The sequence below is a fragment of the Actinacidiphila sp. bgisy145 genome (assembly GCF_057708125.1).
On record NZ_JBYIRL010000007.1, the window covers coordinates 74,678 to 98,352 of the forward strand.

Sequence of the window (23,675 nt, forward strand, 5' to 3'; positions counted from 1 at the left end):
GACGGGTGGGGATCGAGGGGTGCGGGTCGCGACGCCTCAGGCGGGCGGCGTCCGGCGGCCAGCGGCCAGCGGCCGGCGAACGTCGTGGGCGATCCGTGGACCGGTCAGGCCGGATACGGCAGCGAGAAGGCGCCCCGCAGCGTCTCGCCGGTGCTGGGCCCGAGCGCCGGCACGGCATCGGCGATCAGGGCGAGCACGTCGTCCTTGCCGCCTGCAGGGGCGAACTCGACGCCGTCCAGGCCGTGTTCGGCCACGAAACCCGGCAGGTCGGCCGGCACCCCCCGTGCCCCGGCCACGTCGACGCGGACCACCAGCGCGACGTCCCCACGCTCCCGGCCCGCCCGTGCCAGCGCGGCGGACAGGTCGGCGCCGGCCGTCGGCGCCGCCTCCGGGCCGACCACGACGACATCGGCGTTGCGGGCGACGGCGTCCCACCCGAGGGTGTCCGGATCGTCGGCGACGAGCAGCGGGCCGCCCTGGGGCGAGGCGGGTCCGTCCAGCGGCCCGGCCACCCGGTAGTAGTCGCCCTCGAAGTCGATCGGTTTGATGAGGGTGTGCTCGGCGAAGACCTCGCCGTCCTGGTCGCCGACGAGCGCGGCGGGCGGGAAGGACGCCCACAGGCCCTTGAGTATCCGCGCGTACTCGTCCCAGCGGGCCGACCGGTCGCCGCCCGGCCGCGGCGCGACCGGGTCGCTGACCTCGTCGCCGTCGCCGGCCCGCAGCGCGAGCGCCGTACGTCCGCCGGTGGCACGGTCGAGCGAGTTCGAGCGGCGCGCGAGGTTCGTCGGCGCGTTGCCGTCCGTCCGGGCCTCGAGAATCCACCCGGGGCCCGGCCGCGGCGCGGCCTGCGTACCGGCGAGGTAGGAGGCGACGACGGAGGCGTCCAGGGTGCGGCCGGGCGCGCCGTCCCGTACGCGGATCGCGGTGACCCCGGCGTCCGCGGCGGCCTTGGTGATGTCGGCGGCCTCGGAGAGCGGAATGGTGCTGCCGATCGCGAGACCGACGATGACGATGCTCATCAGGTGTTCTCTCCTGGCTCAGCGTGCGGTGGCGAGCGCCTGCTCGGGCACGTCGAAGGCGATGGGGGCCGGCGGGATCGGGAAGCCGAGGTGGCCGCGCAGCGTGTCCGCCTGGTACTCCGTGCGGAACAGGCCGCGGCGCCGGAGTTCGGGGAGCACACCGTCGACGAAGTGGTCGAAGCCGGACGGCAGGACGTCGGGCATGACGTTGAAGCCGTCGGCGGCGCCGTGGCGGAACCAGTGCTCGATGTCGTCGGCGATCTGCTCGGGTGTGCCGACGACGATGCGGTGGCCGCTGCTGCCCGAGAGCCGGCGCAGCAGCCGGCGCAGCGTCGGGTTCTCCTTCTCGATGATCGCGCGCACGATCTTGTAGAAGCTCTGCGAGCCGCCGGCCTCGTCCGGGTCGGTCAGCAGTTCTCGCGGGATCGGCCGGTCGAGGTCGAGGTCGTCGAGCGGGAAGCCGAGCTGGCCCGCGAGCCGGGTCCGGCCGTACGCCAGCGGCAGCAGGTCGTCGAGCAGTTCGCGGCGCTCGCGTGCCTCCTGCTCGGTGCTGCCGACCACGGTGGAGAGGCCGGGCAGGATCACGACGTCCTCCGGGCGGCGTCCGAACTCGGCGGTGCCGGCGCGGATCTCGTCGCGGAAGGCCTTGGCCTCGTCGATGTCCTGGGCGGCGGAGAAGACGACCTCGCCGACCCGGGAGGCGAGCCGCCGGCCGTCGCGCGACCCGCCGGCCTGCACCACCACGGGTCGGCCCTGGGGTGAGGTGAACTCCTCGCGGTCGGCCCACTGGCGCACGACGCGCTCGGTGAAGTCGCCGGCGCGGCGGTAGCGCAGCGCGTGCTCGGGCTCCTCGTCGCGGCCGAAGTTGCGGGCGGCGGCGGCGCCGGCCGTGGTCACGACGTTCCACCCGACCCGGCCGCCGCTGACGTGGTCGAGGTCCCCGATCCGGCGGGCCAGTTCGGCGGGGTCGTTGTAGCTGGAGGAGAGGGTGCCGATGAGGCCGATGCGCTCGGTCCGGGCGGCGATGCGGGCCAGCACGGTGGAGGGCTCGAAGCTGTTGCCGGGACGGTGGCGGATGATCGGTTCGATGACCGGGCCGTCGGCCAGGAACACCGCGTCGAGGGCGGCCTCCTCGGCCTTCTTGGCGATCGAGGTGTAGTGGTCGATCGAGTAGGCGGCGAGCGGGTCGCTGCCGGGCAGGCGCCAGGTGCCGCCGAAGACACCGGAGTTGAGGATGTTGACGTTGATGTGGAGCTGCTTGGCCATGCGGACCTCTCAGTTGTCGGCGGCCGCGGACGCGCGGCCCCGGTCGTAGCCGTTGACGGGGCCGGCTCCGTTGACGACGAAGTCGCCGATCACCCGGGGCTTGTAGACGACGGGGTTGTGCGAGGCCAGCGTGCGGGCGTTGCGCCAGTGGCGGTCCAGGTGGGCCCGCTCGCGTACGGCGGAGGAACCTCCGGCGTGGAAGGCGAGGTTGGCGGCTTCCAGGACGGTGTCGACGAGCGCGACCTGCGCGGCCGAGGTGTCGACGTAGGCCTGGGCGAAGGCGTCGGGGGTGTCGGCGGCCTCGGCGGCCTCGAGTGCCTCGGAGACCTGGCGCAGCAGGGCGTCGGCGGTGAAGCGGTGGGCGTACAGGCGCCCGACCACGCCGAGTACGTCGGGGTCCGTGGCGGCCTGGCCGGACAGGGCGTGCAGGCTGGTGCGGCTACGGGCCCGCACCACTTCGGCGGTCTCGGCCACCAGACTGCGGGCGATGCCCGTCAGGTTGGCCAGGTGCACCAGCTGCACGAAGGAGTTGAGCGACCGCAGGTCCTCCTTGTAGCGGCCGAGTTCGCCGTGTTCGGCGACGGGTACCCGGTCGAAGACCGTGGTGCCGCTGCCGGTCAGGCGCTGCCCGATGCCGTCCCAGTCATCGAGGTGGGCGACGCCGGGGTGCCGGGCGGGTACGACGGCGAACCAGCGGTTCCCCTCGTCGTCCGCGACCGCGACGCGGATGTAGTCGGCGTACAGCGACCCCGTCGAGTAGAACTTCGTCCCGGACACGAGGTGCTGCCCGTCGACGGACTCGACTCTCGTCGTGGTCTCGAACGCCGGTCCGCTGTGTTCGGACTGCGCGTTGCCGAAGACGGCGCCGGCGGCGACCTTGCGCAGCCAGTGGGCCGCGGTGTCCCGGTCCTCGGCGTGCCGCAGGATCTCGACGGTGGTGAAGTGGCCGCGCAGGATCTGCGGCACGTTGGAGTCGGCCTCGCCGGCCTGCGCGAGCAGCTCGAACAGGGTCGGCAGGTCCACGCCGAAGCCGCCGAGCTCGACCGGTACGCGCAGCCGGCCGAAGCCGGTGTCCGCCAGGGCCCGGACGAGGGCGACGGGGTTGTCGCGGTTGAGGTCCCGCTCCCCCGCTTTGTCGGCGAACTCCGCGAGGACCGCGCTGAACGCGGCCCGCGCCTGCTGGAGGGAGGGTGTGGCAGCAGTGGTGTTCATGATCCTCGCTCGTTAGAGGTGGACTAGTTTCCGGCCGGCGATCGCCCCCAGCAGGTTCTGCGTGTACGGCGACGACGGCCGGCTGAAGACGTCGTCGACGGGCCCCTGTTCGACGATCCGACCGTTCCGCATGACCGCCACGTGGTCGGAGATCGCCCGCACGACCGCCAGGTCGTGCGAGATGAAGACGTAGGTCAGCCCGCGCTCGCGCTGGAGGGTGCCCAGCAGGTCGAGGATCTGCGCGGCGACCGAGACGTCGAGCGCCGAGATGGGCTCGTCGAGCACCAGGATCTTCGGCTCGACCACGAGCGCCCGGGCGAGGGCGACGCGCTGGCGCTGGCCGCCGGAGAGCTCCGCCGGTCGCAGGTCGGCGAACGACGGCGGCAGGGCGGCCGCCTCCAGTGCGGCCACGACCCGGTCGCGGTTGGCCTTCCTGCGCTTCCACGGCAGTTGAGCGGGTTGGAAGGCCCGCAGCGGCTCCTCGACGACGTCGAACACGTCGAACCGCGGGTCGAAGGACGAGTACGGGTTCTGGTGGACGATCTGGACGTCCTTGCGCAGCGGCCGGTAGCCGCGCCGGTCGAGCCGGGTGATGTCCGTGCCGAGCACGGACACCGAACCCGAGGTCGCCTCCGTGAGCCCGACGAGCACGCGGGCCGTCGTCGACTTGCCGCTGCCGGACTCGCCGACGATCGAGAACGTCTCGCCCCGGCGTACCTCGAACGACGTGCCGGCGACCGCGTCGGTGCCGCCGTAGGACTTGCGCAAATCCGTGACGGTGATGACGGGTTCGCGCTCCTCGGTCGCGGCGGCGGCGCGGACGGGCACCGCGCCGCGTCCCGGCACCGCCCCGACGAGCCGCTTGGTGTACGGGTGCCGCGGGCTGGTGAAGATCTGGTCGGGGGTGCCGACCTCCACCAGCCGCCCGCGCTCCATGACGCCGATCCGGTCGGCGCGGTCGGCGGCGACCCCCAGGTCGTGGGTGACCAGGACGACGGCCGTGCGGTTGCGGCGGCACAGGTCGCCGATGAGGTCGAGGACCTGCTTCTGGACGGTGGCGTCCAGGCCCGAGGTCGGCTCGTCGGCGATGATCAGGTCTGGCTCGCCGGCGATCGCGGAGGCGATCAGGACGCGCTGCTTCATGCCGCCCGACAGCTCGTGCGGGTACTGGCGGTACCGGAGTTCGACGTCGCGGAAGCCGACGGTCTCGAACAGCTCGTGGACCCGTCGCCGGCGCTGCGCGGCGCTGAGGCCGCTGTGCAGCAGCAGCGTGTCCTCGACCTGCTCGCCCACGCGGCGCAGCGGGTCGAGCGAGACGGTCGGGTCCTGCGGGATCAGGCTGACGGCACGGCCCCGCAGCGCGCGCCAGCCCTTCGGGGACAGTTCGGTCAGCACCTGGTCGCGGAAGGTGATCCGGCCGCCGGTGACGCGCCCGTTCGCCGGCAGCAGTCCGAGGACGGCGTGGCCGGTGGTGGTCTTGCCCGAGCCGGACTCGCCGACGAGCGCGATCACCTCGCCCGGGGCGACGCTGAAGCTGACGTCGTGCAGGGTCGGCTTGAGCCGCCGGTCGACCTGGTAGGAGACGTGGAGGTTCTCCACCACCAGCAGGCGTTCGCCGCTGGTGTCGCCGGCGCTCCCGGGGGCGGAGCCGTTGGTGGGGGTCATGCGCTGCTCCGCTTGCTGATGAAGTGCGAGATGTGGTGGGTGGCCAGCACCGCCACGGTGATCACGACGGCCGGCCAGAGCGTGAGCCAGTCGGCGGTGGCGATGTAGTTGCGGCCGTCGGTGACCAGGCGGCCCCACTCGGGCTGCGGCGGCTGGGCGCCCAGTCCGAGGAAGCTCAGCGAGGCGATCCACATGATGGCCACGCCGAACTGCAAGGTGATGAGCGAGATGGTCGGGGCGATCGAGTTGGGCAGCACATGGCGCCGCAGGATCGCCGACGAGGAGGTGCCGCTGGTCACCGCCGCCTCGACGTAGGTGCTGGCCTTGGCCTTGAGCACCTCGCCGCGGATCAGGCGGGCGAAGGTGGCCGAGGAGGTGAGGCCGACCGCGACCGCGGCCTGCATGATGCCGAAGCCGAGCACCACGACGATGACGATCGCGAACAGGAAGCCGGGGATCGACAGCACGACGTCGATGCCGCGCATGATCACCGCGTCCACCCACCGGCCGAACCACCCGGAGACCGCGCCGACGAGGGAGCCGACGACGACACCGATGGCGACGGCCAGGGCGGAGCTGGCCAGCGACGGGCGGGCGCCGTAGATGATGCGGGTGTACTCGTCGTGGCCGAGCTGGTCGGTGCCGAACCAGTGCTGGGCGGAGGGGTGGAGGAACTTCTGCGTGGGCGCGATGGCCAGCGGGTCCTGGCTGGTGAACAGGCCGGGCACGATCGCCCACAGCAGGATGAGCGCCACGATCGCGACGGCCAGCACCAGGCTCCAGTGCCGGGCGAGCCACACCAGGCCGGTCACGGCCCGGGACCTGCCGCGTTCGGCGGGAGCCGGCTTTCCGGGCCCGGCGTCGAGGAGGTCTGCGGTTTCTGTCGTCGTGGTCATGGCCTTGCCACCTCAACCGGGTCGCGCGTGCCGGACGGTTCAGCCGCCTCGGCGGGGTCTGTGCCGGGTTCCTGGGCCGTCGCGGCCCGCCTGGCGCGGGTGACGCGGGTCGTCCTCGCGTCGAGCGCGATCCGCGGGTCGATGACGGTGTAGACGATGTCGGTGGCGAAGTTGACGGTCACGTAGATGGCCGTCGTCAGCAGCACGATGCCCTGGACGACCGGCAGGTCCTGGGTGTTGACCGAGGTCACGATCAGCTGTCCCAGGCCGGCGCGGCCGTAGACGGTCTCGGTGACGACCGCGCCGGCGAGCAGTTCGCCGATGGTCAGGCCGAGAAGTGTCAGCACCGGCAGCAGCGAGTTGCGCAGGACGTCCTTGCGGAAGATGTAGCCCTCCCCCGCGCCCTTGGCGTGCATGACGTGGACGAACGGCTGGCCCCGGGTCCGCCGGACGGAGTTGCTCAGCACCTGGGACAGCGGCCCCGAGACCACCAGCCCCACCGTCGCCGCCGGTGCGATCAGCGCCGTGAAGGTGTGGTCGTCCACCGGCGGGATCACATGCAGGTCGAAGGCGAAGACGTTGAGCACGACGATGCCGATGACGAAGATCGGCACCGAGGTGAACAGGGCCGGCAGGAAGCTGAGGGCGTCCCGCAGCCAGCCGAACTTCGCGTAGTTGATGAGCAGCGCGACGATCACCGCGAAGACGAGCCCGAACACCAGGCCCAGACCGGTGAGTTTCGCCGTCGAGGGCAGGTTGAGCGTCAGCAGGCTCCACACCTTGCCGCCGTTGGTGATCGAGTAGCCGAGGTCACCGGTGAACAGGCCGTACAGGTCGCGGAAGTACTGCTCGACCAGTGGCCGGTTCGATCCGTAGTAGTCCAGGAGCGTCTGCGCCTGCTGCGGTGTCATCAGGGAGTCCGGCGCGTTGATCCGGTTCCTGATGGCGTCGCCGGGCAGCACGCTCAGGAGGATGAAGGACAGGGTGTAGGCCGCCCACAGGACGGCGAGCGCCTGTGCCAGTCGGGTGAGGAGGTAGCGTCTCATGTGCTCGTCACCGGCCCCTTCGCCGGTTTCCGGGCGTCACTTGCCCAGCCAGGTGTCGTAGAGCCAGGCGCGGGCGGTCGACTCGGTCCCGAAGCCGTGCACCTTGGACGACAGGCCGAAGACCTGCGTCTCGTCGTAGAGCGGGATGCTGTAGCCCTGCTGGTACAGGTACTCGCCGGCTTCCTTGACGGTCGCGGCGCGCTTGGCCGGGTCGAAGGCCTCGGCCTGGTCGCGCACCAGCTGGTTCAGCTTCGGGTCCGGGCTCTTCGCGTCCTGGCCCAGGCCGTTGGCGCGGGTGGTGTCGTAGTCGACACGCAGGACGTTCGGGTCGGCCGTCGAGGTCTGGGACTGGCTGAACGAGAACTTCTCGCTGCCCGTGCCGCCGGCCGCGCTGATCGCCTCGTACTGGTCGAGCGAGACGCTGTGGATCGACAGTTTGACGCCGACCTTCTTCCACTCCGACTGGAGCACCTCCAGCACCTGCTCGGAGACCTGGTAGAACGGCGCGACCCAGATGTCGAAGTGCAGCTGCTGGCCGCCCTTGTAGCGGTAGCCGTCCGACTTCGCCGCCCAACCGGCGCTCTCCAGCAGCTGCTTGGCCTTGCCGGGGTCGTAGGCGAGGTAGCTCGACAGGTCGGGGGCGTCCGGTGTGCCCTTGACGAGCGGGCCGATCGGGATGCCGTAGTTCGACGACAGGACGGCCTGGTTGATCTCCTTGCGGTCGGTGGCCGCGTTGAGGGCGAGCCGCACCTGCTTGTCGTCGGTGATGAGGCCGGGTCTGACCTGGACGGCGAGCGCGTTCGTCTCGCCCTGCACACCGAACGACTCCAGCTGGCCGCCGAAGGAGCCGACGGTCTGCTCGTCGGTGGGCGACAGGTTGCGGACGACCTGCGCCTGGCCGGACTGCAACGCGCCGATGCGGGTGCTCTCCTCCGGGACGTACTTGAAGTCGATCTCGTTCAGGTACGCCCGGCCGGTGTGGGCCGAGCCGGTCGGCCAGGAGGTGTAGTGCGGGTTCGGCTTGAGGACGACCTCGTTGACGCCGTCACCTCCGGCGTACCTGAACGGGCCGGTGCCGACCCAGTTCTGGACCTTGCTCTGCCCGGCGAGGTTCAGCTTGACGTACGACTCGGCGAGGATCGTGGAAGCCCGGTAGTTCGACAGCACCTGGAGGAAGCCGGCGTCCGGCGTGTTCAGCCTGATCTGGAACGTCGTGGGGTCGACGACCTTGGTGCCGGCGTAGCCGTTCCAGAACTGGTCGGCGGGGATGCCCAGTTTCTTGTCGCCGAAGCCGTGCTGGTCGAAGTTGTCCTTGACCACCTGGGAGGTCAGCGCGGTGCCGTCGGTGAACTTGACGTCCGGCTTGAGGTGGAAGGTGTAGGTCTTGTGGTCGGCGCTGACCGACCACGACGTCGCGAGCCACGGCAGCAGCTTGCCGGTCTTGGGGTCCTGCCAGATGAGGCGTTCGCCGATGTTGTCGGTGACCTGGCTCACCGACCACAGCGAGTTGGTGGTCTGCCAGTCCTCGTACTGCACGGGGTCGTAGAACGTCAGCGTGCCACCGGTCTGCGGCGAACCGCCTTGAGAGCCCGATGAGTTCGAGCCGCCGGCTGATGAACCGCACGCCGTGAGCAGCAGGGCGGAGGCGGTGGCAATGGCGCCGAGCACGAGCGAGGGGCGGCGCGGACGGAGCATGGTCATGGCCTGGACTGTCTTCCTTCTTGGGCCGCACGGAACCGCCACCGGTGGGCGCGACGGCGCGCACAACGGCGGGGTATGGCGGCAGGCAGGGGCGCAGCAGGAACGGGGAGTGCGTGACGAGGAGTTCACACGTGCGCGCGGTGGACGCGACGAAGACGCACACCGGCGACACGCGGCGCGGCCGCAGCCAACGCGGCGGGAAGCAGCGCAGCGGGAACGGGCGGCGCGTTACGAGAAGTTCATGACGGGGAAGCGGGTTCGCTCACGCATCAGGGCCGCGAGAACGGGGCGGCAGGGGCGGCGGAACGAAGGGGGTGGACGGTCTGACGGAATCCGGCGATCGACCGGTGAGAACGGTCGGCGGGAAGAATCGTCAGCAGAAGCGACACGCGCTGGTGGCGATCAGCATGTAATCAACCACCCGGCAGCTGGTCAGCGGGGTCCACGGCATGAGCCAGAGACTGACATCCGCGGGCAGGAACGGTCAAGAGCGGGACCAGATCGCGAGACGCGCACCCGCTCTGCCCGGCGGCCTCCCCACGGGAAAAGCACCGCCCGGCCCCCGCGCGCCGAAGGATGAACACGGGCCGGGGCCGGGCGGACGGGGGCCTCCGGGACGGTCAGTTCTGCCGGAGTGCCGGCATCGGCAGGGGGATGTCGAAGGCGGTGGCGCCGGCCCCGACGCCGCCCTCACAGGAGTCGGGCGGGGTGGTGGTGACGCCGCGGGTGGAGGGGCGCTCGGCGGCCCAGAACATGTAGCCGAGCAGGCCGTTGGTGGTACCGGCTCCCGCGGGAGCCGCGCCCTGCGTCCAGGAGCCCGTGGCGTTCGTCACCGACGACGGGAAGTCGGTGCACTCGGGGCGGACCTGGGAGCCCTCGGCGATGTAGAGGCTGCCGGTGAACTTCGCCGGGGCCAGTGGCGGGATGGCCGGGCTGTAGTTGGGCTTGCCGTCCAGGTGCTCCTGCCAGTTGGACTCCGCGCCGCTCGCCGACGGCTGCTTGCTCGGCACCATCGCGTTGGCGTAGTCCAGCACCGGGTTGCCGGGCGTGAGCCAGTGGGCGGTGGCGTACTGGTCGAGGTCGATGAGCCAGCGGTCGCCGGCGGCGACGTCGATGGTCAGGCGGGCGGTCGGGTCGGCGCCGGACGCGTCGTAGGGGTGCGCGGCCCGGTAGGCGTCGATGAAGGCCTGCAGTCCGGTGGTGTTCGGTCCGGAGCTCTGCTCGTAGTCGATCTCGATGCCGACGCCGAGTTGGGACGCCAGGGCCGCTGCCTTCTGCCCCAGCAGGGTCGCGTTCTGCGCCAGTGCGGTGTTCCAGTCGTCGGTGTAGGTGATGCCGCCGATGGAGAGCATCACGCGGATGCCGTGGCTGGTGAAGTAGTCCACCACGGCCTGGTTCATCCCGACCGGGACACCGTCGGTGTTGCCGCTGTTCGTCGTGCCGTTCAGCAGCGTCAACGGGTTGACGAAGCTGAGCACCACCAGGTTGACCGAGGGGCGTCCGTCACCGCGGTCGACCAGCCAGTGGTTCGCCTGGTCGAAGTCGGTCATGTCCCGCACCGTCGCCCACGTACACGCGTCGTTGCCGCACTGCCAGGCGCCGTAGACCTGCGGCGGTGTCGCCGCCGCGCTCGCCGAGGCGGCCGGCGCGGCCGCGGGCACGACGACCGCGGCGGCCAGCAGCGCGGCTGCCGCCGCGAAGGACTTCACATTTCCGAACGGCACACGCATGAACGCCTCCTGGCGATCAGGTGGTTCTCCGTGAAGGGGTGGCACAGGGTGGTGGATTGGTCTGGACCTTGTCAAGGAGCCGCCCACACACCCGCATACCGCGACAAGAAGGGCGGAAGGCCCGGCACCGGCAGGCTGCGGGCGCCCTGCGCAGCCCCCGGACTTCGATGCCGCCGCAGCCGGAAGGGGGTGTAACACTTTCGGCGACCGCTGCGTCCCCTGTTCGACACGCATTCCCACGTGGAGCGGCAGGGATGGGGTGGTGGACTTGGTCGCGGAGCAGGGGGCGGACGCCCTTCCCGTGGTCCCGCGGTCCGGGCCGTACTTGGCGGCGGACTTCGTGGCCACGGTGCGCGAGCGGTCGGGGCTCGCACTGGACTACTCGCCGGGCAGCCTGGCTCTGGTCGACCGCATCATCGACGGCCTGCGCCGGGGCGAACCGCAGGCCGCGCACCTGGCCCGCACCCTGCTGACCCTCGGTGCCTACACCGGTGAGGTCCTGGTGCGCAGCGCCGGCGCGGTGTGGGTGGAATTCGACACCGGACAGCGCGCTATCTTCGGACAGCCGCTCGGTGTCCGGACGCCCGACGGCCGCTTGTGGAACCCGCTGGGCAAGGCGGTGAAACGCTACGAGAACGGGTCGCGGGACAGCCTGCGCCTCTTCTGCCTCGCCGTGGCCGGCCGGACCAAGGGGTAGTTCCGCGGGGCCGGGAGCACAAGAGGGCCGGCGCCGGCGGCGGGTACCACCGTCCCGGCGGCCGACGAGCACGACGAGGACAGGTGGAAAGAGCGCAGGTGCCCCGGAGAGGCGCGACGGACGAGGCGGCGTTCGCCGCTGCCCTCGCAAAGGCGCGTGCGGGTGACGAGGCGGCGTTCGCCCGCCTCTACCGCGCGCTCAACCCTCGCTTGGTGGCCTATCTGCGCGGCCTCGTCGGCAACGACGCCGACGACGTCGCATCCGAGACGTGGCACGACGTCGTGCGCGGCCTGGACGGCTTCCGCGGGGACGGGCCCGCCTTCCGTGCCTGGACGGCGACGATCGCCCGGAACCGCGGGCTGGATCACCTGCGCAGGGGCTACGTCCGACCGCGGACCACCGAACTCGGGGACGCGGTCGCCGAACTGCGGGCCGAGAAGGACTCGGAGGGGCTGGCCCTGGAGAGCCTCGCCACCGCGCACGCCCTGTCCCTGATCGCGGCGCTGCCGCGCGACCAGGCCGAGGCCGTCCTGCTGCGGGTGGTGCTCGGGCTCGACGCCCCCATGGCCGCCCAGGTCCTGGGCAAGCAGCCCGGCGCCGTCCGCACCGCCGCCCACCGCGGCCTGAAACGCCTCGCAGAGCGCATGCGCCACGCCGGCGGCACCGAGGAGAAGTGACGACAGTGACCACGAACGAGCGCCCGGAACAGCGGAAGGGCTCCGCCCCCGACCAGCCCGCCGACCAGCCTGCCGACCTGCCGGGACCGCTCCGGGGCGCGTCGGCGGGGCCGACCGGCTGGCTCGATGCCCGGACGGCGGAGCAGTTGCTTGACGCGGGGCCCGACGCGTCTCACGACGACCCGCGCGCCGCGGACCTCGCCCGGCTGCTGGCGAGCGCCGTCGAGGAGGCGGACTCGCTGCCCGCCGGCACGAACGGCGAGCAACTCGCGCTCCAGGCGTTCCGCGACGCCCGTCGCCGCGCCCGGACACCGGCCGGCCCAGGGTGCCGGCGAGCCCGGTGGCGGCGGGCCTCCCGCCCGACGAAGGTGCTGGTCGGCGGCATCGCCGCGGTATCGGTACTGAGCGGGGTGGCCATCGCCGCGACGACCGGGACGCTGCCGGGTCCGTTCCGCACCGGTGGGGGCACGCCCGCCGAGAGCCGCTCGGCTTCCGCGGCATCGCCCTCTGCCGGCGCCTCCGGCGCCGCCGGGCCCCAGCGGCCCGTCCCCGACCCGAGCGCCACGGCGCCGACCGCCTCACGACCGGCGTCCACACATCCTGCCGCGCCCGGCGAGAGCACCGCGGCACAGCCGGGCCTGAAGGGACTGTGCACCTCCTACCTGCGGGCCCCCCAGCGCGGTGAGCACCTGGACGCGACGGCGCAGCGCCGCCTCGACGCCGCCGCGGGCGGCGCGGCCAAGGTCGCCTCCTACTGCGCACAGCTCACCGGCGAGCACACGCCCGGCCGCGGCAGACCGACGACGGCAGCTTCGCCGACAGCGGCTTCGCCCGCAGCGGCGGCGCCGTCGGCATCCTCGCCGCAAACCGCCACGCCCCGCGCCGCCCGGCCCGCGACGCCTGCCGCCGCGGCGAGCCCGACAACGTCCCACGGCCACGCGTGACCACGCAGACCGGGCCGGAAGGGGGATCTCCCTTCCGGCCCGGCGACCGGACGTGCGGCCGGCGTCAGAACGCGCCGATGCCGTTCGGCGTGCCCAGGCCCGTCGGACCGTCCCAGCCGGCGCGGGCGTTGCACCACTGGGTGGTCGTGCAGCTGCCGTTGCTGCCCGACGTGACGTCGTTCAGCGAAGAGGAGTGCGTGTACGGGTAGTTGTTGTCGATGGAGGCCGTGTTGCCGGCCAGCCCGTACACCGACGCGATGATCGGGGACGACACACTCGTGCCGCCGAAGACCATCCAGCCGACGTAGCCCTGGTAGGCGGTGCTGTCGTAGACCGCGACACCGGTCGAGGGGTTGGCGACCGCCGAGACGTCCGCCTCGGCACGGTTCGCACAGCCCGTACCGAACGAAGCGGCGCCGCTGAGCGCGGTGTTGTACGCCGAGCAGCCGCTGCCCGCGCCGCTCCACGCGGTCTCGGACCAGCCGCGGGAGTTCGACGCCGTCGTCAGGCTCGTGCCTCCGACGGCGGTGACGTAGTGCGAGGAGGCCGGGTAGCTCGCGCCGTACCCGTTGTCACCGGAGCTGGCGGTCACCGCGATGCCCGGGTGGTTGTAGTAGGAGCCGTAGCTCGCGTCGGAGGCGTCCGAACCGCCGTAGCTGTTGCTGATCGCCACCACTCCGGGGGTGGCGGCCGCCTGGTTCACCGCCGCGCCCAGGTTGGCGAAACTGGAGCTCTTCGCCTCGACCAGCAGGATGTGGCAGTTCGGGCAGATCGCCGAGACCATGTCGAGGTCGAGCGAGATCTCCTGCCCCCAGCCGCCGTCCTTGCGGGGATACGTGGTCCCGCCGCTCTGGTCGACCTTCTTGAAGCAGCCGTTCGCGGTCGTACAGGCCGGCAGCCCGAACTGGCTGCGGTACACGCCGAGATCGGCCTCGGCGGTCGGGTCGTCGTACGCGTCGACGATCGCCACCGTGCGGCCCGCACCCGCCGTCGCCGACGGCAGCGCGTACGCCGACTGGAGGCTGGACGGGCCGAATCCGGACGGCGTGGCGTTCGGCGACACCTTTTCGGCCTGCACGACATCCGTGCGGACGATCGCCTTGCAGGACGCGTATCCCGCCTTGGCCGTGGCGCAGGAGTGCGCGGTCTTCGCGGTCGGTGAGGCCGCTGCCTGTGAGGACCCGGCGGGGCCGAGGACCGCCAGCGGGATTCCCACCAGGGCCGCTATGCCCATGCCCAACAGCTTTGCGCGTGAGCGCAGTTGCATGTGACTCTCCTCAGGGGGTCATGGCCGATCGGGGTGTCGGCCTCGGCAGCCGGCCCGGCTCGCAGCCGCCTGGTGAGGCGGGGCGGGCCGGGCGCTGCCGCGTCAGGGGAGGACGGCGAAGGGCAGGGGACGCCCGGGCCGCCGAAATCGCCTCAGCAGGCGCCGCCTTCCTCGGGCCGCCCGGGCGCCGGGGCCGCGTGGTGCTGGCGCTTGTCGATTCCCGCGTTCCAGAACGACACGACCAGCTCCTCCACAGCGGTTGCCACCGACGGCATCGCGGACAGGGCGCACTACGCCGCGGACGTGACAGCGCACGCCGACAGCGGCCCATAGGAGGGAAGTTGCCGCAGGTCCCGTATGGACGCGTGCAGTGTGCGGGATTGGCAGGTACAGCGCAAGCAGCAACGCAAGTCCGGCAAATGGGAAGCCAGGGTCGCAACCGCGTGATCGATACCGGTCCGCCAGGGCGCGCCGACCGTCGCCGGCGTCCGGCGCGTGCTCGGCGACCACCGTGCGGGCGGCGCCGTACGCCGCGCTCACCTACGACGTGACCGACCACGTCGCTGTCGGCGACAGCGCCATCGGGGCCTGGCCCGCGGACGGTTGGTACCGCGGCCGCGTCCGTCTCGGCGGGAGCGCACCGGCTCGCCGGCACGGCCGCCCAGGAAGGCGCGTCGTGAGGGTACGTCGCCGCGCCGGGACACCCGTCCGCGTGGCGGCGGCCGGGCGTCTTCGGCGGCCATGCGCTCAGGTGACGAGGTCGGGGGGGACGGCGCGGCGCCGCTGCGCTGCCGCGGACCGCCCGTCAGTCGCCCTCCGTGCGCTCGGACTCGGCGCGGCGGTATTCGGCGTTGATGCGCCGGGCTTCTTCGAGCTGGTCTTCCAGGATCACGATGCGACAGGCGGCCTCGATGGGGGTGCCCTGGTCGACGAGTTCCCGGGCACGGGCGGCGATGCGCAACTGGTAGCGGGAGTAGCGGCGGTGGCCGCCGGCGGAGCGCAGCGGAGTGATCAGGCGGGCGTCGCCGATGGCGCGCAGGAAGCCCTGGGTGGTGCCGAGCAGTTCGGCGGCCCGGCCCATGGTGTAGGCGGGGTAGTCGTCGTCATCAAGCCGGTTGAACGAGTCGTCTGCCGTCATCTTGCCTCTCTGTGGAACACGCTGGAGGGGCCCTGGTGCCATACCGGCACCAGGGCCCCGAAGGAACTACAACACCATCTGTCGGCCTGGTACTGCGCCGACCTACTGTGTCCGCACCGCCGCACGGGAGCGTGGCAGCGGGTACGGGGATCGCGGTTGCTCGACCGGAGACCACCTCACTATCGATGTCCTGCGGTACCCGGGCCCAAAGCTCCACCCGGGCGATCCTGATGGCGTGTCGACTCCTCCGTTCTTCCCTCTGGGTGATTACCGAACGGGTACTGCGCGGCGGCCCCTGAGCGCTGCGGGCCACCCGGTCCGGTCGTCAGTCCCGTCGCCGTCAAAACAAGCTCCTTGGCTTCGGAACTCCACCACCGGACCGTCCTGCGTCGTGCGGTACTGCTGCCCGGCAGTTCATCTCTGCCGGGCCTTGTCGATCTCGGCTACGAGAGAAACCATAGCCACGCCGCCGTGCAATGTCTACTGCGGCCAGCATAGATTTTCGCGTGTCCGGTAGTGAGGATCGGGCGGTCCGGCGCGTCGAGGAGCCGTGGGGCGAGGCATCGGGACCGGGCACGTGCCGCAGTCGGCGCCGCACCGGTGCCGCACCGGTGCCGCACCGGTGCCGCACCGGTGCGAAGGCGACGGAGGGGGCCGACCCGGAGGCACTTCGGCTCTGCACCGGCGCGAATATCTGGTGCCGCGACAAGAGAAATTCATGCCGCGCGAAGCGAAGTGACCCGCGGATACCCCACGGAATTAGCGCCGCCCCGGGCACTGCGGCCCACCCCGTGCTACTCTGGCGAGCAGTTGCAGTAGTGGTTCCCAAAACTTCAAGCGACCTCACCGGATTTTCGTCGGGTAGGTTACTTTGCGTGCCGACACTCTCGGACGGGGCAATCATCACGGCGACACTGGGCTCGCACAGTGCGGGCACAGGACACCGCCCCGAAGGAGAGCACAAATGGCTAGTGGCACCGTGAAGTGGTTCAACGCGGAAAAGGGTTTCGGCTTCATCGAGCAGGACGGTGGCGGCGCTGACGTGTTCGCCCACTACTCGAACATCGCCGCCTCCGGCTTCCGCGAGCTGCAGGAGGGACAGAAGGTGAACTTCGACGTCACGCAGGGCCAGAAGGGCCTGCAGGCGGAGAACATCGTCCCCGCCTGACACCGACGCGTCACACCGAGCTGGGGCCCGCACCTGAGGGGTGCGGGCCCCGGCTTTTGTGCGTCACAGGATTTTCCCCGTGTCCGGCGACGGCCGCACGGGCCGGCGGGGACAGCCGATGGCACAACACCCCCGTGGATGGCGGCAGGACATATTCCGCCACCGCCTTTCGCTCCGGAATTCACGTCTTCTTCGACGACTTCCGCCCCCCGCCGCCGCGAAAAGGGAAGCCTCGCTCTTCCCCGTTTTTCTTTTCTTCGGTTCGTACGTGCGATTCTCCCAGGCGGCTCACCGCCGCGGAGGTTCCTCGATACGTGCCGTATCGAGGAAGGTTCCGCATGAACCGCACCATTCGCACGAACGACCGCTCCTCACGGACCGGCGGCTCCACCGGCTCCACCGGCTCCTCGCGGGGCGGCGGCTCCCGCGCCCGGTCCGCACGCCCCTCGGGCGCGGGCCGCTCCGGTGGCCACGGGCGCCGCCCCGCGCGGCAAGGGGAGTTCGCGCTGCCGACGACCATCACGCCGGCGCTTCCCCCGGTCGAGACGTTCGGCGATCTCGACCTGCCCGCCCCGCTGCTGGCCGCCCTCGGCGCCGAAGGCATGGCGGTGCCGTTCCCGATCCAGGCAGCGACCCTCCCCAACACGCTGGCCGGCCGGGACGTCCTGGGCAGGGGCCGCACCGGCTCGGGCAAGACCCTGGCCTTCGGCCTGGCACTGCTGGCCCGCACCGCCGGCCGGCGCGCCCAGCCCCGGCAGCCGCTGGCCCTGGTCCTGGTGCCCACCCGGGAACTGGCCCAGCAGGTGACCGACGCGCTCACCCCCTACGCCCGGCCGCTGAAGCTCCGGATGGCCACCGTGGTCGGCGGCATGTCGATCGGCCGGCAGGCCGGCGCCCTGCGCGGCGGGGTGGAGGTCGTCGTCGCGACCCCGGGCCGCCTGAAGGACCTGGTCCAGCGCGGGGACTGCCGCCTGGACCAGGTCGAGACCACCGTGCTGGACGAGGCCGACCAGATGGCCGACATGGGCTTCATGCCGCAGGTCACCGAGCTCCTCGACCAGGTGCGCCCCGGCGGCCAGCGCATGTTGTTCTCCGCCACCCTGGACCGCAACGTCGATCTGCTGGTGCGCCGTTACCTCGACGACCCGGTGGTCCACTCCGTCGATCCCTCCGCCGGCGCGGTCACCACGATGGAACACCACGTGCTGCACATCCATGCCGCCGACAAGCGCACCGTCACCCTCGAGATCGGCGCACGCGCGGGCAGTGTGATCATGTTCCTGGACACCAAGCACGCGGTGGACCGCCTGACCCGGGATCTCCTGAGCAGCGGGGTGCGCGCCGCGGCGCTGCACGGCGGAAAGTCCCAGCCGCAGCGCACCCGCACCCTGGAGCAGTTCAAGACCGGGCACGTCACCGTGCTGGTCGCCACGAACGTCGCCGCCCGCGGCATCCACGTCGACCACCTCGACCTGGTGGTCAACGTCGACCCGCCCACCGACCACAAGGATTACCTCCACCGCGGCGGCCGCACGGCCCGCGCCGGCGAGTCCGGCAGCGTCGTCACCCTCGTGATGCCCGACCAGCGCCGCGACATGACCCGGTTGATGGCCCAGGCCCGCATCACCCCGCTCACCACCCAGGTGCGCTCCGGCGAGGCCGAACTGAGCCGCATCACGGGCGCCCGTACCCCGACCGGCGTCCCCGTCACCGTCAGCGCACCCGTCACCGAACGGCCCGGGCGCCGCCCGTCCGCGTCACGTGGCCGGGGCCGCGGCACCACCCAGGCCCGACGCGCCACCGCGACGCCGCGCACGGCGCCCCGCGGCGCCGGCCGCAAGACCGCCGGTACCGCCGGCACCGCCGCCTGAGGCGGGCTGCCACCGCCCCGAACCCGCCCGCCCAGCCCACCCGCCCGTGGTCAGAGGCTCCACGTCAACCTGTGAGGCATCATGCACTGTGTCATCGCGCGTTTCTCCTTCAACCTCATCAAGAGCGAAGTGCTGGAAGCGATGAAGGGCATCAAGCCCGAACCCGTGACCGGTGCGTCTGTGACCATCGGCCGCCGCACCTACCCGGTCAAGCAGGTCGGTGAAGTGCTCACCAGGCAGGACCGCCGCGACTTCTCCGCGGACGAGGTCACCCGTGCGATGAGCCGCCTCGGCTTCACCTGCCACCCCGCCCCGGAGTCCCGCCCGGCCCCGGCAGCCCCGGCCCCGGCACCTGCGTTCGGCGGAGCCGAGTAACCCCGGGGCCCCGCCCGGCCACCGGCGGGGTGAAGGGACGGGATCGTTCACGGCGGTGGGCTTGTCGGTTCACGGCGTTGGTGGTCCCGGTTGCGGCGGGACCACCAACGCCCCTTCGTGCCGGCCGGGTTGGTCAGGCCGGCACCGCGGGTGTCATCCGGCGCAGACCGTCACGTGGATCGTGGCGCCCGCGCGGACGACCGTCGGAGCGTGCGGTGAGACCGCGATGACCGTGCTCTGCGCGCAGCCGGTCACCGGCCTCCGGGTGAAGTCGGGCGTGAGCCCGCGCCGGACGAGGGTCTCCCTGGCCTGCGCCGAGTCCATGCCGGTCAGGGGGACGGTGACGGTCCCGCCGTCGCGGGAGCGCAACAGCACCGTGGTGCCGTCGGAAGCGGCCGAGCGCGCGGCGGCCGCGTGGGAGGCGTGCCCACCGCTGCCGACCACGCCGGCCGCCAGGGCGGTGCCCGCACTGGCCACGACGAGGGCGGCGGCGATGCCCGCGATGGCCGTCGCCTTCTTCCGGCGGGCCCGGCGCACGATCGCGGCCGTGGCGAAGTGGGGTGTCTCGGTGGCGTTCACGAAGTCGTTCATGGCGTTCACGAGTTCCTGTTCGAAAGGTGTGCAGCCGGAAAGCCGCGAGTCGTGGGGAGCCATCACAGTCCTTCCGTGGTCTGCTGCGGCGAAGGGTGGGACAACGCGGGGAACTGGCCACGGAGTTTGCCGATACCGCGAGCGAGCTGGGACCGCACGGTGCTCGGTGAGATCCTCAGGTCGGCCGCGATCTCGTCGTCCGAGAGATCGTGGAAGTACCGCAGCACCACCACCGTCCGCATGCGCATGGGCAGACTCTGGAGCGCCCTGAGCAACTGGTCCCTGGTGTCGATCTGCCCGTACTGGTCCCCGGCGGCGGCGCGTTCCACGCCGTCGTCGTGCGGGACCGTACGGCGGAACCGCCGCCAGCGGTCGTTCGCCAGGTTCACCATGATCCGTCGCACGTAGGCTTCGGGGGCGTCCTTGGCCGCGATGGTGCGCCACTTGCGGCAGGCCCGCTCCAGCGTCTCCTGGACCAGGTCCTCCGCGGCCTCACGGTTGCCCGTCAGGATCAGAGCGCCCCGGAACAGTACGGCCGAGCGGGCGACGACGAACTCGTCGAACTCGTCGAAGGCCCGCTCGCTCCTCGGTTGCGCCGGTACCGGCCTGCTGCTGCCGACACAGGTGTCGTGCTCGGTTGCCAGCCTCACGTCCCCTCCCTTCCTGTCACCCCTCCTCGACGCACAAGCCGCCGCGCCTGCTGCACGCGGGTTGTGAGACGTGGGTCACATGGAGGGGGACGGCAGGGGCAGGGCCGGCAGGCAGGAGGCCGGCACCTCGGTCAGTACGGGCGCAGCCGCTTCCCCGCGGACGGGAGGTCCCCGAGCGCCGCGGCCGCGCGGCGCTCCTGCACGGCGTGGAGGCGGCCATAGCCGTAGGTGTCCGCTCCTTCACGGTGCGCCTGCGCGGCGAGCTCGCGCAGTTCGCCCTTCGCCACGACCGCGTCCTGGTGCGCGCCGAGCACCCCCTGAAGGGCCTTGGCCCGCTTGCGGTACCGCTTCGCCCGCTTGCCGGCGTAGGGCAACGCGGTCTCCGCGGCGTGCCGAGCCCGGCGGACGGCCTTGCGCGCCTGGTGCATCGCCTTGTCGCGTCCGGGCCCGTCGGGAGCGTTGACCGCGGTCTTCATCCGCTTCGCCAGACGGTCGTGGTCGCGGCCCATGACCTTGCGCAGGTGCTTCTTCGCGGGCCTGGCGCTCCTGGCGGGACGCAGCGGAGGTTCGGCCCGCAGGCCGTCGAGGGCGTCGAGCAGGGCGTAGTAGCGGGGCCGGTCGAGCCAGGCGACCGCGGCGCGGTGCGCCTCCTTGTGCCGTCCGGCTTCCTGTGCGGCGACCCGGCGGGCGAGCGCGGGATGCTCCGGCCCGGTCAGGCGGGCGGCCTGCGCGGGCAGGTCCGCGGCGAGCACCTCGTGGTCCCTGGCGCCTGCGAGCGCGCGGGTGAGCCGGCGCAGGTCGTCGGCGACGGGGTCGGTGCGCCGCCGGTCGAGCATGGATCGGTTGTCGCGCAGCAGGTTGCGCAGCCGGCGGCTCGTGGTGCGCATCCGGTGCACCGCGTCGGGTTCGTCGGCCCGTGCGGCCGCGTCGGTCTCGAGCAGGACGTCGATCTGCTCCGACAGCCGGCGCGTGAAGCACTCGCCTGCCGAGCCGGAGCGGGGGCGAGGCGGCGGGGCGGGTTGCGGCGGCAGCGCCAGCGCGGCGCCCAGCGCGTGGTCGAGCTTGCCGGACCGGGCCGGGCGGCTGCCTCCCTGGGCGCGCAGTCGGCGTTCGGCGGCACGCAGCAGCGCGTCGTCGCCGCGGTCCTTCTCGACCTCGACCTCGGACCAGTGCACCACCCGGGTGCTCGTGCCGCCCTGGGTGCCGCCGCGCCCGGCGGCCGCGCGGTCCGGGGTGGCGGGCAGGGCCGCGGTACGCAGCCGCTCCACGTCGAGGACGTGCGCGTCGACCTCGTCCTGGGCGACCTCCGCGAGCGAGCGGCCCTTGCGGTCCAGCAGCAGGTGGCGCCGCCGGTGCGTGCGCAGGTGGGCGACGGGCCCGAGCGGGCGCCCCCGGGTGTACGCCCGGACCCTGCGTTCCAGCTCGCGGGGCACCTTTCCGGGCTTGCCCGCCCGCAGCGGCGCGTGGACCTCGCGCCTGCCGCCGTCGGCGGGCAGCTTGAGGTGCCAGCCCTCGTCGTGGCCGCCGCTGCGGCGGCGCAGGGTGATGCCGCGGGAGAGCAGCCGCAGTTCGGCGGTGTCGTAGTAGACGGCGTCGAGGTCCTCGCGCGGTGCCTCCACGACCTTCTTCACCTTCGGCAGCGCGCACAGGCCGGTGGGGTCGAGCGGGCCGACGCCTTCGAGTGTCACTTCCTGTTCGAGATGGGTAGCCGTCATGGGGTTCGCCTGCCCGGTCGCGCGCCGTCCGAACACGCCGCGGCCGCCCCGGGGCGCCCTCGCCCGGGCCGCGGGGGCCACCGGGACCGCCGCCCCGGGCCGGGGGCGGCGGCCGCGGGCGTCAGGAGGGCTGGGAGGCGCTCGGGCGGCGCCGGACGACCGCCCGGGCGACGGGCTCCCGGACCAGCGCGACGAAGATCACCACGGCGGCGGCGAGCAGCGACAGCAGCACCTGCTTGCGGGCATCGTGGTCGGTGAGCATGTATCCGAGCACGAAGACGATCATCGCGATCGTCGCCCACGTCAGGTACGGGAAGAACCACATCCGTACGACGAGCTTGTCCGGGTCGTCGCGGAGGATCATCGCGCGCATCCTCAGCTGGGTGCAGCAGATGACCAGCCAGATGAACAGCGCGACCGCGCCCGAGGCGTTCAGCAGGAAGGCGAAGACGCTGTCGGGCCACTTGTAGTTGAAGAACACCGCGAGGAAGCCGAACGCCACCGACGAGAGGATCGCGACCTGCGGGACGCCGCGCGGGCTCGTACGGGCGAAGGGCTTGGGGGCGTCGCCGCGCACGCCCAGGGAGAAGGCCATCCGGGAGGCGGTGTAGAGGCCGGAGTTGAGGCAGGACAGCACCGCCGTGAGCACCACGACGTTCATCACCTGCCCGGCGTGCGGTATCCCGACGGAGTCCAGCGCCGCGACGTAACTGCCGTGCTTCGTGATCGACTTGTCGTTCCACGGCAGCAGCGTGACGACCACGAAGATCGAGCCGATGTAGAAGACCGCGATGCGCCAGATGACGCTGTTGGTGGCGCGGCTGACGGCCTTGCGCGGGTCGGCGGACTCACCGGCGGCGAGCGTGACGATCTCGCTGCCCATGAAGGAGAAGACGACCATCAGGATGCCGGTGAGGATCGCGCCCGGGCCGTTCGGCAGGAACCCGCCGTGGGAGGTCAGGTTGGACAGCCCCGCCGAGCTGTGGCCGGGGCCCGTGCTGTCACCGTGCAGCACCCCGCACAGCGCCAGCACGCCGATCACGATGAACGCGGCGATCGCCACCACCTTGATCCCGGCGAACCAGAACTCGAACTCGCCGTAGGAGGCGACCGACGCGAGGTTCGAGGCGGTGAGCACGGCCATCACGATCAGCGCCCAGCCCCACTGCGGCACCGCCGGCATCCAGCCCTGGAGGATGGTCGCGCCCGCGGTCGCCTCGACGGCGAGCACGACGACCCAGAAGAACCAGTACAGCCAGCCGATGGAGAACCCCGCCCAGCGCCCGAGCCCCCGGTCCGCGTACGCGGAGAACGAGCCCGACGTCGGGTACGCGGCCGCCATCTCGCCCAGCATCCGCATCACCAGGACGACCATCGCGCCGACCAGGGCGTACGAGATGAGGATGGCGGGGCCGGCGGCGGCGATGCCCGAACCGGAGCCGACGAATAGGCCGGCGCCGATCACACCGCCGATCGCGATCATCGACAGGTGCCGGCTCTTGAGCCCCACCCGCAGGCCGCCCGAGGACGGTCCCTCCGCACCGGGGGGCGCGGCGTCCGGGGCCGGCGGCTCGGGGCCGGAAGCGTCGGTCGTCTGCTGTGTGCTCATGGTGTCCTCAGCAATCGGTGGGGGACGGTGAGGGGCGGCCGGCCGGTGCGCGGAACGGGCGGGTGGGGGGATCGGCGGTCCGGTCCGGTCCGATGCGGTGTGGTGCGGTGCGGAGGGCCGGGGACGGATCGGGCTCGGCGACCGGGTGGGCCGGATGTGCCATGGTGGCCCGTGCGCATCCGGCTGCGCGAGACCGCCGGTGAAGTCTCCGGGCGCCGGCGGGGACCGGACCGGCTCTGGTCAGGCCGGTTCCACGCGGTACGCCGCCGAGGTCGGCGGCCGCCGGGTCGGCGGCGGGACCCGCCGCCGTGGCGCGCGTCGCGCACCGCCGCGGGTGCGGTGCCGATGCCGGCGCCGGCGCTCCGTGGCGTGCACGCCCGCACCTCCCCGCTCCGCGAACCGGACCTGGACTGCCCGTTTTTGACCGCAGGAGATTTA

At 72.2% G+C, this 23,675-nt stretch carries 20 protein-coding genes; 6 read left to right on the plus strand and 14 right to left on the minus strand.

From position 1 onward, the window contains the following. Window positions 1–104: 104 nt before the first annotated feature. From AC3ERT_RS08635 to AC3ERT_RS08670, 8 genes are all read right to left on the minus strand, one after another. Window positions 105–1,019 carry an LLM class flavin-dependent oxidoreductase gene (locus tag AC3ERT_RS08635; protein ID WP_435173498.1) on the minus strand — a complete coding sequence of 305 codons (915 nt, stop codon included), beginning with the start codon at window positions 1,017–1,019 and terminating at the stop codon, window positions 105–107. A gap of 18 nt (window positions 1,020–1,037) precedes the next feature. Continuing rightward, window positions 1,038–2,285, minus strand: coding sequence for an LLM class flavin-dependent oxidoreductase (locus AC3ERT_RS08640; protein WP_435173499.1), 1,248 nt, complete (start codon window positions 2,283–2,285; stop codon window positions 1,038–1,040). Window positions 2,286–2,294: 9 nt separating this feature from the next. Further along, the gene (locus AC3ERT_RS08645) at window positions 2,295–3,497 is read right to left on the minus strand and encodes an acyl-CoA dehydrogenase family protein (protein WP_435173500.1); all 1,203 of its coding nucleotides are present in this window, start codon (window positions 3,495–3,497) and stop codon (window positions 2,295–2,297) included. A gap of 12 nt (window positions 3,498–3,509) precedes the next feature. Beyond that, window positions 3,510–5,162, minus strand: a complete 1,653-nt coding sequence (locus AC3ERT_RS08650) for a dipeptide ABC transporter ATP-binding protein (RefSeq protein WP_435173502.1) — start codon at window positions 5,160–5,162, stop codon at window positions 3,510–3,512. After that, complete coding sequence (locus tag AC3ERT_RS08655) at window positions 5,159–6,058, minus strand: ABC transporter permease (protein ID WP_335976853.1); 900 nt, start codon at window positions 6,056–6,058, stop codon at window positions 5,159–5,161. The genes AC3ERT_RS08650 and AC3ERT_RS08655 overlap by 4 nt, the downstream gene beginning before the upstream one ends. Further along, on the minus strand, window positions 6,055–7,104 hold the full coding sequence (locus AC3ERT_RS08660; RefSeq protein ID WP_435173503.1) for an ABC transporter permease: 1,050 nt from the start codon (window positions 7,102–7,104) through the stop codon (window positions 6,055–6,057). Before AC3ERT_RS08660 ends, AC3ERT_RS08655 begins: the two co-directional genes overlap by 4 nt. Window positions 7,105–7,140: 36 nt before the next feature. After that, on the minus strand, window positions 7,141–8,805 hold the full coding sequence (locus AC3ERT_RS08665; RefSeq protein ID WP_435173504.1) for an ABC transporter substrate-binding protein: 1,665 nt from the start codon (window positions 8,803–8,805) through the stop codon (window positions 7,141–7,143). Window positions 8,806–9,425: 620 nt separating this feature from the next. Next, window positions 9,426–10,535, minus strand: coding sequence for a glycoside hydrolase family 18 protein (locus AC3ERT_RS08670; RefSeq protein WP_435173506.1), 1,110 nt, complete (start codon window positions 10,533–10,535; stop codon window positions 9,426–9,428). A 262-nt stretch (window positions 10,536–10,797) separates the two neighbouring features. On the opposite strand from AC3ERT_RS08670, the gene AC3ERT_RS08675 reads away from it, so the two are divergent. The 3 genes from AC3ERT_RS08675 (at window position 10,798) to AC3ERT_RS08685 (ending at window position 12,853) form a co-directional block, all read left to right on the plus strand. Continuing rightward, window positions 10,798–11,232 carry a hypothetical protein gene (locus AC3ERT_RS08675; protein ID WP_335976859.1) on the plus strand — a complete coding sequence of 145 codons (435 nt, stop codon included), beginning with the start codon at window positions 10,798–10,800 and terminating at the stop codon, window positions 11,230–11,232. A 98-nt stretch (window positions 11,233–11,330) separates the two neighbouring features. Continuing rightward, the gene (locus AC3ERT_RS08680; RefSeq protein WP_435173508.1) at window positions 11,331–11,909 is read left to right on the plus strand and encodes an RNA polymerase sigma factor; all 579 of its coding nucleotides are present in this window, start codon (window positions 11,331–11,333) and stop codon (window positions 11,907–11,909) included. Between the two features lie 5 nt (window positions 11,910–11,914). Beyond that, entirely contained in the window at window positions 11,915–12,853 is a 939-nt protein-coding gene (locus AC3ERT_RS08685; protein WP_435173509.1) for a hypothetical protein, read from the plus strand. Between the two features lie 64 nt (window positions 12,854–12,917). Here AC3ERT_RS08685 and AC3ERT_RS08690 read toward each other — a convergent pair whose 3' ends face one another. Together AC3ERT_RS08690 and AC3ERT_RS08695 are read right to left on the minus strand one after the other, a co-directional pair. Then, entirely contained in the window at window positions 12,918–14,120 is a 1,203-nt protein-coding gene (locus AC3ERT_RS08690) for a S53 family peptidase (RefSeq protein ID WP_435131019.1), read from the minus strand. Between the two features lie 805 nt (window positions 14,121–14,925). Next, window positions 14,926–15,258, minus strand: coding sequence for a helix-turn-helix domain-containing protein (locus AC3ERT_RS08695; protein WP_335976865.1), 333 nt, complete (start codon window positions 15,256–15,258; stop codon window positions 14,926–14,928). Between the two features lie 964 nt (window positions 15,259–16,222). On the opposite strand from AC3ERT_RS08695, the gene AC3ERT_RS08700 reads away from it, so the two are divergent. The 3 genes from AC3ERT_RS08700 (at window position 16,223) to AC3ERT_RS08710 (ending at window position 18,672) form a co-directional block, all read left to right on the plus strand. Further along, on the plus strand, window positions 16,223–16,426 hold the full coding sequence (locus AC3ERT_RS08700) for a cold-shock protein (RefSeq protein ID WP_435131017.1): 204 nt from the start codon (window positions 16,223–16,225) through the stop codon (window positions 16,424–16,426). A 338-nt stretch (window positions 16,427–16,764) separates the two neighbouring features. Further along, window positions 16,765–18,297, plus strand: a complete 1,533-nt coding sequence (locus AC3ERT_RS08705; protein WP_435173510.1) for a DEAD/DEAH box helicase — start codon at window positions 16,765–16,767, stop codon at window positions 18,295–18,297. Window positions 18,298–18,378: 81 nt separating this feature from the next. Then, window positions 18,379–18,672, plus strand: a complete 294-nt coding sequence (locus tag AC3ERT_RS08710) for an SCO5918 family protein (RefSeq protein WP_435131015.1) — start codon at window positions 18,379–18,381, stop codon at window positions 18,670–18,672. Window positions 18,673–18,825: 153 nt separating this feature from the next. Here AC3ERT_RS08710 and AC3ERT_RS08715 read toward each other — a convergent pair whose 3' ends face one another. The 4 genes from AC3ERT_RS08715 to AC3ERT_RS08730 all read right to left on the minus strand — a co-directional run bounded on the left by AC3ERT_RS08715 (window position 18,826) and on the right by AC3ERT_RS08730 (window position 23,237). Continuing rightward, on the minus strand, window positions 18,826–19,263 hold the full coding sequence (locus tag AC3ERT_RS08715) for a PASTA domain-containing protein (protein ID WP_435131013.1): 438 nt from the start codon (window positions 19,261–19,263) through the stop codon (window positions 18,826–18,828). Between the two features lie 62 nt (window positions 19,264–19,325). Then, window positions 19,326–19,913, minus strand: coding sequence for a SigE family RNA polymerase sigma factor (locus AC3ERT_RS08720; protein WP_335976874.1), 588 nt, complete (start codon window positions 19,911–19,913; stop codon window positions 19,326–19,328). Window positions 19,914–20,044: 131 nt separating this feature from the next. After that, entirely contained in the window at window positions 20,045–21,628 is a 1,584-nt protein-coding gene (locus AC3ERT_RS08725) for a CYTH and CHAD domain-containing protein (RefSeq protein ID WP_435173511.1), read from the minus strand. 121 nt (window positions 21,629–21,749) lie between these two features. Beyond that, window positions 21,750–23,237, minus strand: coding sequence for an amino acid permease (locus AC3ERT_RS08730; RefSeq protein WP_335976878.1), 1,488 nt, complete (start codon window positions 23,235–23,237; stop codon window positions 21,750–21,752). Window positions 23,238–23,675 lie beyond the last annotated feature (438 nt).